The organism is Peribacillus sp. YIM B13477, from assembly GCF_042787955.1.
Taxonomy (GTDB): domain Bacteria; phylum Bacillota; class Bacilli; order Bacillales; family DSM-1321; genus Peribacillus; species Peribacillus frigoritolerans.
On the sequence record NZ_JBHZPD010000023.1, the window covers coordinates 1 to 13,055 of the forward strand.

Genomic DNA, 13,055 nt, shown 5'->3' on the forward strand with positions numbered 1-13,055 from the left:
CCGAAGAAATGTTTGACTTGCTCATTTGCTTTTTTGATAGTGTGTGCTCACTTAAAATTTAACGTTGGCGCTTTGTTCTGTTCAGTTTTCAAAGAGCGATTATCGTCGTTACTTCGTAAGCGACTTTATTATCTTATCATTTACCAAACCTGATGTCAACAACTATTTTCATATTGTTTTTCGGTTAAGCAATGTATGATGTCGTCATTGGCGACTCCTAATATATTATCAGGTTGTTTAGTAATCGTCAATGGTTAAATTAGTTTTTTTTAAAAAAACTATAGCATGATAAAAACCCCAAGGAGATATCCATGAGGTTTTCATAAGATGACTTCGACGCACTATCCTTTAAATGATCCAATAACCAATGGCCGCCAATGCGGCAACTCCCGGTATTCCAAGCAGGCCGGCGACTGCCGAGGTAACAGGGTTGATGGGGACATGAATGCCCGCCTGATTCCCAAGTGTATTCAAAAAGAACAAAAATGCTGCACCGATAATGACCTTTATAATGCCCTGCCCTATGAACCGGACAGGTCTTAATGGGGCCCCGATAATGAGGAGCATTAAAATCAAGCCGCCAACTATGGCAACAAAGACAACTGGTTCCAAACTCATTCCTCCCCGCAAGCTTGTACTAAACTTATATGAAGGAAACGCTGGATTAAGAACCGAAAAAAATGGCCATGAGGAACAAACAATCCTTCACAGCCATTTCCTTATCATCTTTTTAAGCGAACATTCCTTCTTTTAACTTCCCTGAATAAGTAGAAATATTTCACTTCCGCCAGTCTCGTTTGGGCGATTACTTCCTCAGATGGATCAACGCTTTTTTCAAGTAATGATTTTTGATTATGCCAATTCCATTTCAATTGTTCAAGCTCTTCGATTAATGAATCATTGAATTCATTCCGAAGTTTCTTTTTTTTACGAAAGAACAAGTGAAGTCCTCCCAGCTATCTTATATTTCTCTTCTTCCTTCTATTGCTTTTGATAGCGTCACTTCATCCGCATACTCCAAATCTCCGCCAACAGGAAGTCCGTGGGCAATTCGGGTCACTTTGATGCCTGATGGTCTAAGCAACCGGGAAATATACATGGCTGTCGCTTCACCTTCAATGTTAGGATTAGTAGCCAAAATTACCTCCAGCACTGTTTCATCTTGCAGGCGCTTTAATAAATCAGGAATATTTATATCTTCCGGACCGATTCCGTCCATCGGGGAAATACTGCCATGCAGTACATGGTATAAACCATTGAACTCTCTCATCTTTTCCATAGCTATAACATCTTTCGGGTCCTGAACCACACAGATCAAACTTCTGTCCCTCTTTTGATCTTCGCAAATATAGCAGGGATCTTGATCTGTAATATGACCACAGACTGAGCAATACATAAGATTCCGCTTAGCATTAACAAGTGCTTTTGCAAAATCCAAAACAGTATCTTCCTTCATGCTTAATACATGAAAGGCTAATCGAGCAGCCGTTTTAGGACCAATCCCCGGCAATTTCATAAAACTGTCAATGAGCTTGGAAATTGGTTCTGGATAATGCATCGAATTCCTCCTAAAAATTTCAAAAGAAACCCCCTGAAAGGAAGTTTCTTTTGAACTTGCTTAAAACATACCCGGAAGGTTCATTCCCTTAGTGAATTGTCCCATCGTTTGGTTTGTCAGTTCTTCCGCCTTTTTCAAAGCATCGTTAGTGGCAGCCAACACTAAATCCTGAAGCATATCGATATCGTCCGGATCGACAACTTCCGGTTTGATGACTACATCGACTATTTCTTTATGTCCAGTCACGATGACCGTTACCATTCCGCCACCGGCAGTTCCTTCAACCCTTTTTTCACCTAATTCTTCTTGTGCCTCTGCCATCTTCTTTTGCATCTTTTGCATTTGTTTCATCATGTTCTGCATATTACCGCCGCGCATACCCATTTTCCTTACCTCCAATTATTCTTTAATTTCAAGTAAATCATCGCCGACTAATTTTCTAGCCTCTGCTATAAAGGGGTCTTCTTCTTTTGATTCCGTTTCTTCTGGACCGTCGAACTGCTGTGTTGAGATGAAGTCCTCCCGCAACCTTTGCCACTGGCTTTCCGGAACTCCAGCTATCTCCATTCGGTGTCCGGTCAATTGCTGCATGATCGAGGCTATCACTTCCACGAAACGGTTATTTTCCATTGCCATTTGACAATGAATATCATATTTGAATTTTACCACAAAAGCTTCAGTTGACGCAGCAACAGGTTCCGCCTCCGTTAATAAAGCTGCCAATGACTTTTGGTTTTGCAGACCTAACTGTTCAAGCACTTCCCCCCACTTACTTTTCACAGCATTAAGACCTGGCTTTGTAGCTTGTTTCAAAACTTGATTGATCTTTCCGGCAGGTGCTTTATATGACTTTTTAACGGCCCTTTGCGCCTTAGCCTGCTCTGCAGGTTTTTCTGCCATGGCTGCCGGAATGCCGTTTTTCTGCATTTCGAGTAATTTCTTCTCTAAATCTTCTATTTTCTGCTGCAGCTGTTGAAGCTGCCCGTTATCAATTTGATTTGGCCTTTGCTCATTACATAACTTCACAAGTGCCACCTCAAGGAAAATCCTTGGATGATTTGTCCATTTCATATCCTGCTGTGTTTGATTGAAGCTTTCAATTATGGAGTAAATCGTTTCAGAAGAAATCACTTCTGCCAATTCCTTGAATTGGGGATCTATCAAAACACGCTCGAAGGATTCTGCCAGTGCCGGTGCCGTTTGAAACAACAGCATGTCACGGAAGTAATAAATCATGTCTTCTATGAACCTAGCCGGGTCTTTTCCCATGGCCAGCAATTCTTCAAGGACTTCAAGTGCCACCGCTACTTCTTTATCATATATAGCTTTTGCCAGCCGGCTTAAAAACGCTTGCGAAACAGATCCGGTGACAGTCAATGCATCTTCCACTGAAACCGTCTCCGAACTGAAGGATATCGCTTGATCAAGAAGGCTTAGTGCATCCCGCATCCCGCCTTCGGCTGCCCTCGCAATGATATGCAGGGCTTGTTCATCACAAGAAACACCTGTTTCTGCAATGATTTGTGACATCCGGCCAACTATATCTTGAGGCTGGATCCGTTTAAAATCAAACCTTTGGCAACGGGAAATGATCGTTAGTGGAATCTTATGAGGCTCAGTCGTCGCCAATATGAAAATCACATGCTTCGGAGGTTCTTCCAATGTCTTTAAAAGCGCATTGAACGCCCCTTGTGAAAGCATATGTACTTCATCAATGATGTAAACTTTATATGTAACCGCGTTAGGTGCATATTTGACCTTATCACGAATGTCACGGATTTCCTCGACACCATTATTGGATGCTGCATCAATTTCTATAACATCTGATATGGAGCCATCGGTGATTCCGCGGCAGGTAGCACATTCGTTACAGGGCTCACTTGTCGGGGCATGCTCACAATTCACTGCTTTTGCTAAAATTTTGGCAGCACTTGTTTTCCCTGTTCCACGTGGACCGGAAAATAAATAGGCATGTGAAACCTTTTGCCCAACCAAAGCATTCTGCAACGTTTTCGTCACATGTTCCTGCCCGACTACATCAATGAATTGTTGCGGCCGCCATACCCGGTATAATGCTTGATACCCCACGGAAATCCCTCCTTCTTTTCTCCATCTTGTTTATTATACATTACTGATTTCCTTAATATCAAAGTCTAAAATGAAATTTCATCATTGCCTCATTTTTTTCAAAAACACCAAGCACTTTACCTTCTTGGCATAAAAAAAAACCCACCCGATACGAATGAGTTTTTTGTTTATGTAAAATAACTGCCGTGCACCTTCTGTCGATTAGCAACCATAAGCGTTACTTAAGCAGTTAGCTCGGCCCAGGCAACCCTGCGGCACATGAGAACTTCCACTTAATGCTGCTTCCTTCCGGACCTGACATGGTTCATGGAGTCCCATTGCGCAGGACCCGGGCGTCAACACCACTTACTTAAGGCAGGCCCTACAGAATGCTAACCTCGAGAAGGGATTCAACCTCGCTAGAGCGGATTGCGAGTACAGGGCACCGCTACCTCCCCGTCTAGCACGGCAAAAGTAATACCAATTTCATAGCGTCATGTCGACGCATAATTCATTATACTAAGGTAACAAAAAAAACGCAAGTGTTGTTCTTGGACAGTTCAATTCCAAATTTACCAAATGAAGCAAAGACTCTTCTTCAACGTTCGTTTTTCACTTATTTATTTTCTTCGGCAAGCTTGAGTGCCTGCTCTCTTTTCAACGTTTTCTTTCTATCCCTTAGCTCTTTAAAAAAAGAAGTCAATATCCAGCCGCACTCTTCCCCCAATACACCGCTGGTTACATCACATTGATGGTTGAAGCGTTCATCTTGGAGTAAATCCATGAATGTGCCTGCACAGCCAGCCTTTGGGTCATGCGCTCCAAAAACAACCCTTTTCACCCTTGATTGCAAGATGGCACCGGCACACATCGGGCAAGGTTCCAGCGTTACATATAATGTCGCATCTTCAAGACGCCAACTGCCAGTAGCACGGCAAGCCTCATTGATTGCAAGGAGCTCCGCATGTGCTGTCGCATTCTGTTCCGTTTCCCTCAGGTTATGCCCCGTCGAAATAACTTGATCATCTATTACGATTAAAGCGCCAATCGGCACTTCATTCAATTGCCGCGCCTTTTTTGCTTCCTCTAAGGCTAAATTCATGTAATGAACATCATCCTTCAAAAAAAAACCCCCTCATATTAAATAGGAGTAAACAGACAAATATAAGCCAAAATAAAGGTCATACTACTTGTTCTAATGAATAGTAACGCATTCGGCATATGTGCTGCAAGTAAATTCTCACAATACAGGAGGATATACCATGAATCGACCTGAATCGCCTTCCTTTGCATTGCTTATCATTGATATGATCAATGACTTTGACTTCAAATACGGGAATATGCTCCTTGCACATACGAAACTTATCGTCGATCCGATCTTGAAATTAAAGAAGCAAATGAAAGAAAAAGGTTTTCCAATCATTTATATCAATGATCATTATGATTTATGGCAGGCAGACTTCGATAAAATCATTGATAAATGTAAAAATGAAGGTAATGCCTCATTAATTGAAAGAATAAAACCTCAACAGGACGAATTTTTTCTCATCAAGCCGAAGCATTCAGCATTTTATGGGACGGCACTCAATACACTGCTTAAACGATTAAACGTGGATACCCTGATCATTACTGGCATAGCTGGCAACATCTGCGTGCTATTCACTGCCAATGATGCCTATATGCGGGAATATAAATTATGGATTCCGAAGGATTGCATAGCTTCTGCATCAAAGGAAGATAATCATTACGCATTAAAAATGATGAACCATGTTCTCAAGGCATCCATAAAACAAGGTGAAGACATGTAAGCATTCAATCGAACAAGGCATTAACCTACATACCTCCCCAATTAACACTCTTTCATTCTCTTTCTTTATCAACCTGACAAAAATGTCACTAAAGTCCCAAGTCTGTGATACAATATCTCTTGGCGAAAATCCTATGACCGGGAATTTTAGCTTGATACCTCATGAAGGAGGACAGATTGGATGAAATCCACCCCATTTATCACTGTCGAAGGTCCAATCGGCGTGGGAAAAACATCACTCGCAAAAGTTATCGCTGATCATTTTCAAATTTCATTATTAAGGGAAATTGTCGATGAAAATCCATTTCTCGGGAAATTCTATAAAGATATTGATGAGTGGAGCTTTCAAACAGAAATGTTTTTTCTGTGTAACCGTTATAAACAATTGGAAGATATCGAAAAAAAGTATCTTACTAATGACCAAGCCGTAGTGGCTGATTATCATATATTCAAGAACTTGATATTTGCTGAAAGAACGTTAAAGAACGAACAATACAATAAATACCTTGAGATATTCAATATTTTAACACGGGATATGCCTGAACCTAATATGGTGATTTATTTAAACGCAAGCCTTGATACTCTCCTCTCCCGAATCGGTAAAAGAGGTCGTGAAATCGAAGAAAATATATCCTCCATTTATTTAGAGCAGTTATCCGCGGATTATCGAACATTCATGGAAACATTCGAGAAACAGCACCCTGACATCCCTGTTCTTACATTCAACGGAGATGAGCTGGATTTTGTCGGGAACAAGGATGATTTGAAAACGATAATCAGCCAAATAGAGAATGCCCTGCACAAAGGAGTAAAGTCAAATGAACTTACGAAAGAAATATAATATTCCAAACAACGCCGTCATTACGATAGCAGGGACGGTTGGCGTAGGAAAATCGACCATGACCAATGCGTTAGCCGATGCCCTTCAATTCAGGACATCATTTGAGAAGGTTGATACGAACCCCTACCTGGATAAGTTTTACGATGATTTTAATCGTTGGAGTTTCCACCTGCAAATCTATTTCCTCGCTGAACGTTTTAAAGAGCAAAAAAAAATCTTTGAATATGGCGGCGGTTTTATCCAAGACCGTTCCATTTATGAAGACACCGGGATATTTGCAAAAATGCATTATGAAAAAGGCACGATGAATGACGTGGACTACGAAACGTATACAAGCCTTTTCAATGCCATGGTAATGACGCCATACTTCCCGCACCCTGATTTACTTATCTATCTCGAAGGTTCACTCGATGATATCCTCAACCGGATCCAAGAGCGCGGCCGTCCAATGGAACAGCATACCCCAATTGAATATTGGCAGGAAATGCACGGCCGTTACGAAGAATGGATTGATCAATTCAACGCCTGCCCTGTCCTTCGATTAAATATAAACGAATATGATCTTATGCAGGATGAAGCAAGTATCGAACCTCTTATAAAACGGATTGCCGAATATATGGAGCAAACCAAGTTGTTGCGAAATGTGTAAAACAAAAAAACCACCGGTTATCCGGTGGTTTTTTAATATATTAGAAAACAAAAATTCCGTTACGTAACTGTAACGGAATTCATCGATATCCAATTTATGCGCTGTGGTTATTAATAAGTTATGGAGGAGGTAGAGGGATTCGAACCCCCGCGGGATTTGACTCCCCTGTCGGTTTTCAAGACCGATCCCTTCAGCCGGACTTGGGTATACCTCCGTATCAACATTTATTATATTACATGGAATCAAAATCAAAGTCAAGCCCTCTATAAAGTTTTTTAAAATAATTTTCAAACTTTGATAAAAAGGGGAATCAGCCTCTTTAACCAGAAGCTGATTCCCTTTGACTTACGGTTTAATGACTTCCGCACCGCGCATATATGGACGTAATACTTCAGGAATGATAACACTGCCATCTTCCTGCTGGTAATTCTCCAAAAGGGCAGCGACTGTACGGCCGATTGCCAAACCTGATCCATTTAGGGTATGGACGTGTTCCGGTTTGCCTTTTGCATCACGTCTGAAGCGAATATTGGCCCGTCTAGCCTGGAATGCTTCAAAGTTACTGCAAGAAGAAATTTCGCGGTACGTTCCATAGCTCGGGATCCAAACCTCGATATCATACTTTTTAGCAGCTGTGAAACCAAGATCTCCTGTACACATGCTTAGCACTCGGTATGGAAGACCCAGCAATTGGAGGACCTTTTCGGCATGACCTGTGAGATTTTCCAACTCTGCATAGGAATCTTCCGGCTTCACGAACTTCACTAGTTCAACTTTATTGAACTGGTGCTGACGTATTAGCCCTCGCGTATCACGACCCGCAGATCCTGCCTCTGAACGGAATGAAGCACTATATGCCGCATAGCTAATCGGCAGATCGTCCGTGCTCATGATTTCATCACGATGGAAATTTGTCACCGGCACTTCAGCTGTAGGAATCAAGAAGTAATCATCACTTTCAATACGGAAAGCATCCTCTTCGAATTTTGGCAATTGACCTGTCCCGGTCATGCTTGCACGGTTCACCATATATGGTGGCAGCATTTCTTCATATCCGTGTTCCTCAACATGAAGGTCTAACATAAAGCTAATTAGTGCACGCTCTAATCGAGCACCAAGACCCCGATAAAATACAAATCGGCTTCCGGTCACTTTTGCTGCCCGTTCAAAATCCAGGATGCCTAGATCTCCAGCTACATCCCAGTGTGGTTTCGGTTCAAACTTGAATTCAGGTAACTCCCCCCATTTACGGATTTCGACATTATCGTCTTCCGTCTCACCAACAGGCACGCTTTCATGCGGTATATTAGGAATGGAAAGAAGTAATGTTTCTAATTGTGCTTCCACTTCACGAAGCTCATCATCGAAACCTTTTATACGGTCACCGACTTCACGCATTTCCGCAATCAACTGATCTGCATCTTTTTTCTCCCGTTTCAATATGGCCACTTGCTGTGAAACTTCATTTCTTTGGCTTTTTAACTTTTCCGTTTCAGCAATCAGGGTCCGGCGCTTTACATCAAGTTCCTCGAATTTTCCTAAATCAGTTAAATCTTCCCCTCTGAATTGCAATACACGCTTCACTTCTTCAAAATTATTTCTTACATATTTCAAATCCAACATTTCAGTTCCTCCTTAATGTTTTTGATGATTTATCAAAGAACGCAAAAAACTCCCGTCCCCTGAAGAAGGGACGAGAGTTAACCCGCGTTGCCACCCTAGTTGAAGGCGTATGAAAAACGCCTACCACTTATCACGATAACGGCTTTTAACCGAAAGTATTTACTGACCCAAAAGGCTTTCCATACTCTGCTCCAGGAGGGATTCACAAAACTCTCACACCGATTTCCACCAGCCATCGGCTCTCTGTAGAAAGAAATACTTGTTACTATTTCCTGTCATTGCTTTCTTATATAATCAAATTGTTTTCCATAATGTACTATAATTTTATACATTTCGCAACCGTTTTATACGCGAAACTTAAAACCAGCCTTTAACAGTGGAAGCCACACTGCTCCAAACGTCTCCAAAGAATCCGCCAACCGCCCGCATTGATAATACGAACCAGTTTGCCTTTTCAACGGATTCGGCAGCTACGACGTTAACCTTAACTGGATCGCCGTTGATGTACCCGTAATCTTCTCCTTTTTTAGGAGTGACTGTGATGTAGCCTAGCTTTTCACCTTTTTTGATTGGTGCAGTCAGCTTACCATCATCATTCAATTTGTTTTTATCGATCACTAAATCTGTTTTATAGTTGTCTTTCCCACCATTTTCAACAAGTAGCTCGATTGCTTTTTCAGATTGAATCTTAACGTCTTTTTCCTTGCCTTTCACTACTGAAAGTGTTTCTTTCCCTTTCACCTGGTAGTTGGCTGGAAGGACTTTTTCCTTTTTAAATGTAGCATAAGCATAGTTCATAAGCTTAGTGCTATCTGCAAAACGTTCGTTTTTATTAGTGGACTTCATGACCACCGTGATATAGCGCTGACCGTCCCGGATAACCGTCCCTGTATGGCCATAACCGGCAAAGTCGGTAGATCCCGTCTTTAGTCCATCTACGCCTTTATATTCAAAAATCAGGCCAGGCAGCATCCAGTTGAAGTTCGGATATTCTTTTCCGTCACGGAACTTCAATTTAGGAATGCTGGCGATTTTTAAAACTTCCGGATAATCATTTATTAAACGATAAGCAAGAAGTGCAGTATCTTTTGCTGTCATGATATTTTCATCATCTTCATCACCTGAAGGATGTTGCCCTAATAAATCGGAGTTATTCAAACCGCTGGCGTTAACGAATTTATGATTTTTCAAGCCTAATTCCTTTGCTTTTTCGTTCATTAACTTAACGAAGCTCTTTTCACTTCCGGAAACTAGCTGTGCTAAAGCTACTGTTGCCGCATTTCCTGAATAGACGGCCATAGCTTGATATAGTTCCTTAACTGTATAATCTTCACCTTCCGTTAACCCAACATTCGACAAATTGGGTGCTTTTGAAAGGTCATGTACATATTTATTTATTTTTACTTTTTGATCCCAACTGATTTTCCCATTTTCAATTGACTCCATTATGATGTACTCGGTCATCATTTTAGACATGGATGCAATCCCTAATACTTTATCGGCATTTTTTTCATACACGATTTGTCCCGTTTCACCATCGATTATGATGGCTGCCTCTGCTTTTAAACCTAAATTATCAGATTCAGCAACAGCTTCCCCCGGTTGATAGGCAAATTGCGACATAACAAGAACAAAAACAAAAGAGAAAATGAGGGTCATCTTGCTGATTTTTTTCAATTTCCAATACCTCCAACTTTTAAGCTAATCTCTATAACAAAGAAGAAACTTTATGTAAATCCCTTGACACCTTGTCTAGTTTATCACAGAAAAAATAAAAAAAATAGACAGAGTAATCGCAGACTCTGTCTATTTTAACAATAAATTTTAATGACGATTATATGTTAAATTCATTACATTGAGTAGTTCGGTGCTTCTTTAGTGATTTGGACATCATGAGGATGGCTCTCCCTTAATCCGGCACCGGTCATTTTGACAAATTGAGAGTTTTCTCTCAACTCTTCCAATGTGCCTGTACCGCAATATCCCATACCTGAACGAATGCCGCCAATCAGTTGGAAAATGGTATCTGATAGAGGTCCTTTGTATGGAAGGCGCCCTTCGATGCCTTCTGGAACAAATTTCTTGTTATCTTCCTGGAAGTAACGATCTTTAGATCCTTTTTCCATTGCAGCAACAGATCCCATACCCCGATATACTTTAAAACGGCGACCTTGGAAAATTTCCGTTTCGCCAGGGCTTTCAGTTACACCTGCAAGCATACTGCCGAGCATTACTGCATGTCCGCCTGCAGCCAGGGCTTTAACGATATCACCTGAATATTTAATTCCGCCATCAGCGATAATCGTTTTACCATGCTTTCTTGCTTCTGTTGCACAATCGAAGACTGCCGTGATTTGTGGAACACCTACACCGGCTACAACCCTAGTCGTACAGATTGACCCTGGTCCGATTCCCACTTTCACTACATCGGCTCCCGCTTCAATCAATGCTTTCGTCCCTTCAGCTGTTGCCACATTACCGGCAATGATCGTCAATTCAGGATAAGTCACGCGGATTTCCTTCACCATTTCAAGGACGCCTTCTGAATGACCATGAGCAGTATCAAGTACAATTGCATCGACATGGGACTTAACAAGCATTTCAACACGCTTCATTGTATCCTTAGTGACTCCGACTGCAGCACCTGCAAGCAATCTCCCTTGCTTATCTTTCGCCGAATTCGGGAACTCAATGACTTTCTCGATATCCTTGATCGTAATAAGTCCTTTAAGAACTCCATTATCGTCTACAAGAGGAAGCTTTTCGATTTTGTACTTTTGAAGAATTTTCTCTGCTTGTTCCAAGTTAGTTCCTACTGGTGCTGTGACGAGATTCTCAACAGTCATGACACTGGAAATCTTCAAGGAAAAATCGGAAATAAATCGCAAATCACGGTTTGTAATGATACCCACAAGTTTTTGATCCTCAATATTGTTGACTACAGGAACACCCGAAATGCGATATTTACCCATTAAATGCTCTGCATCGAATACCTGGTGATCTGGCGTCAAGAAAAATGGATCGGTAATTACACCGCTTTCTGAACGTTTTACTTTATCCACCAGTTCAGCTTGTGCTTCAATGGACATATTTTTATGAATGATACCCAATCCGCCTTGACGAGCCATGGCAATCGCCATCTCTGCTTCCGTCACGGTATCCATTCCCGCACTGATGATAGGAAGGTTGAGCTTTAAGTTTTCAGCTAAGTTGACTTGAAGGTTGACATCTTTCGGCAAAACCTCTGATTTCGCTGGAATTAATAGGACATCATCAAAGGTTAAACCTTCTTTTGCAAATTTATTTTCCCACATTATTTTCCCCTCCTGCTTAAAAATATTATTTGTAGGTTATCAATAGGACATACTACTGTCAAGAAGAGAAATAAATGTTTGATTATTCTATTAATTCGGAGGACAGCTGCAATGCCTGAAAACAATGATAATTTCGATAAATATACACCTTTTTTTTCCGCATCTTCCTCTCAACTTTTTTTACAAAAATGTTACACACAAGAAAAAATAGCAGAAGCGGAAATCAAAAGTTATGATAATTGTTATCCATTTATTTACCATCTTGAACATGCTAAAACTTATTATAATCAGGCAGCCATTGCACCACTTTCCATTCAACCAATCCTTACATTTTATGGATTTGCCCAATTATTAAAGGCTTGTCTGCTCACGATTGATCCTAACTATCCGGAATCGACTTCGATGCTTGCCCATGGGGTAACTACGAGGAAAAAGAAAAAGCAACAATATGAATTTCTGAAGGATGAAGTAAAAACGCAAAAAAATGGACTTTTCACCTGCATCGCCGAGAAGTTATTTCATATCAAGCATCTGGAAGGTGAAAAGTTTTCCATGGGTACACTTATGAAAGAAATCCCGGATATGCAAAACTTTACATGGTCCATTTCCAAGAAGAATTTCGTCGCCCTGCTACCCTCTCCAAATGGTTTTCAATTGCCTTCAACCATATTGGATAGCTATCAAATGTCCAGCAGTCGATTGGAAGAATTTTTGAAAGCTAAAACGAATCAAATTTACAGTATTTCGGAAGCTCCCGGAACACTGCACTTAAAAACAGAGGGTGTTCCCATTCATAATGCCACATCTCCAATACGGTATAATTTAGCAGAAGGACAATTCATGCTATCTCTAAATAAAGATTCGTCCGCTTTTTCATTACCTGAACTTTTGATTCACTATTTGATTTCTTATAACCTTAGCATAATAGCTCGTTATGAAACAGAATGGTGGGCAGAGCTGATGAAAACCATGCCTAATGACGATTACCCTTGCATTGTGCAATTCCTTAAAATAAGCCAAGCTAAGGTGCCATTTTTAATATTTGAATGGATTAAGTCGGAAAGGTTCCACATCTGATCCTTCCAACACCCTATTGGTGAAATGATCTGACCTGAAACGACAAAAAAAGACCAGCCGGATGGCTGATCTTTTTAAATGGCTTGGCGGCGTCCTACTCTCACAGGGGGAAACCCCCA

General features: G+C 41.0%; 13 protein-coding genes, 1 tRNA gene, 1 other RNA gene and 1 other annotated feature. Of the genes, 4 read left to right on the plus strand and 11 right to left on the minus strand.

Annotation, left to right across the window (positions count from 1 at the left end; all coding sequences use genetic code 11):
• Positions 1-348: 348 nt before the first annotated feature.
• From ACFX4H_RS26630 to tadA, 7 genes are all read right to left on the minus strand, one after another.
• Entirely contained in the window at positions 349-618 is a 270-nt protein-coding gene (locus ACFX4H_RS26630; protein ID WP_370019689.1) for a pro-sigmaK processing inhibitor BofA family protein, read from the minus strand.
• Between the two features lie 104 nt (positions 619-722).
• The gene (locus ACFX4H_RS26635; protein ID WP_034316261.1) at positions 723-941 is read right to left on the minus strand and encodes a YaaL family protein; all 219 of its coding nucleotides are present in this window, start codon (positions 939-941) and stop codon (positions 723-725) included.
• Positions 942-961: 20 nt separating this feature from the next.
• On the minus strand, positions 962-1,558 hold the full coding sequence (gene recR, locus ACFX4H_RS26640) for a recombination mediator RecR (protein WP_034316264.1): 597 nt from the start codon (positions 1,556-1,558) through the stop codon (positions 962-964).
• 60 nt (positions 1,559-1,618) lie between these two features.
• Complete coding sequence (locus ACFX4H_RS26645) at positions 1,619-1,936, minus strand: YbaB/EbfC family nucleoid-associated protein (RefSeq protein WP_034316375.1); 318 nt, start codon at positions 1,934-1,936, stop codon at positions 1,619-1,621.
• Positions 1,937-1,957: 21 nt separating this feature from the next.
• Entirely contained in the window at positions 1,958-3,646 is a 1,689-nt protein-coding gene (dnaX, locus tag ACFX4H_RS26650) for a DNA polymerase III subunit gamma/tau (RefSeq protein WP_249599308.1), read from the minus strand.
• Between the two features lie 183 nt (positions 3,647-3,829).
• Positions 3,830-4,094: signal recognition particle sRNA large type (gene ffs / locus ACFX4H_RS26655), an RNA gene on the minus strand.
• Between the two features lie 147 nt (positions 4,095-4,241).
• Complete coding sequence (gene tadA, locus ACFX4H_RS26660; RefSeq protein ID WP_283866896.1) at positions 4,242-4,748, minus strand: tRNA adenosine(34) deaminase TadA; 507 nt, start codon at positions 4,746-4,748, stop codon at positions 4,242-4,244.
• A 139-nt stretch (positions 4,749-4,887) separates the two neighbouring features.
• Between tadA and ACFX4H_RS26665 the strand changes: the two genes are divergently transcribed.
• From ACFX4H_RS26665 to ACFX4H_RS26675, 3 genes are all read left to right on the plus strand, one after another.
• A complete protein-coding gene (locus ACFX4H_RS26665) occupies positions 4,888-5,433 on the plus strand; it encodes a cysteine hydrolase family protein (protein ID WP_063589581.1) in 546 nt (181 codons plus the stop codon).
• A gap of 180 nt (positions 5,434-5,613) precedes the next feature.
• Complete coding sequence (locus ACFX4H_RS26670) at positions 5,614-6,273, plus strand: deoxynucleoside kinase (RefSeq protein WP_063589582.1); 660 nt, start codon at positions 5,614-5,616, stop codon at positions 6,271-6,273.
• On the plus strand, positions 6,251-6,922 hold the full coding sequence (locus ACFX4H_RS26675) for a deoxynucleoside kinase (protein WP_034316271.1): 672 nt from the start codon (positions 6,251-6,253) through the stop codon (positions 6,920-6,922). The genes ACFX4H_RS26670 and ACFX4H_RS26675 overlap by 23 nt, the downstream gene beginning before the upstream one ends.
• Before the next feature lie 121 nt (positions 6,923-7,043).
• Here ACFX4H_RS26675 and ACFX4H_RS26680 read toward each other — a convergent pair.
• The 4 genes from ACFX4H_RS26680 to guaB all read right to left on the minus strand — a co-directional run bounded on the left by ACFX4H_RS26680 (position 7,044) and on the right by guaB (position 11,859).
• Positions 7,044-7,136: transfer RNA gene (locus ACFX4H_RS26680), tRNA-Ser, on the minus strand.
• Between the two features lie 131 nt (positions 7,137-7,267).
• A complete protein-coding gene (gene serS / locus ACFX4H_RS26685; RefSeq protein ID WP_034316273.1) occupies positions 7,268-8,545 on the minus strand; it encodes a serine--tRNA ligase in 1,278 nt (425 codons plus the stop codon).
• A 63-nt stretch (positions 8,546-8,608) separates the two neighbouring features.
• Positions 8,609-8,833, minus strand: a binding site (T-box leader).
• 69 nt (positions 8,834-8,902) lie between these two features.
• Positions 8,903-10,222, minus strand: coding sequence for a D-alanyl-D-alanine carboxypeptidase family protein (locus ACFX4H_RS26690; protein WP_328138709.1), 1,320 nt, complete (start codon positions 10,220-10,222; stop codon positions 8,903-8,905).
• A 173-nt stretch (positions 10,223-10,395) separates the two neighbouring features.
• Entirely contained in the window at positions 10,396-11,859 is a 1,464-nt protein-coding gene (gene guaB / locus ACFX4H_RS26695; protein WP_328138708.1) for an IMP dehydrogenase, read from the minus strand.
• A 111-nt stretch (positions 11,860-11,970) separates the two neighbouring features.
• On the opposite strand from guaB, the gene ACFX4H_RS26700 reads away from it, so the two are divergent.
• Positions 11,971-12,936: a YaaC family protein gene (locus ACFX4H_RS26700; protein WP_241638004.1), complete on the plus strand. Its 966-nt coding sequence runs from the start codon at positions 11,971-11,973 to the stop codon at positions 12,934-12,936.
• The last annotated feature ends 119 nt before the right edge of the window (positions 12,937-13,055 follow it).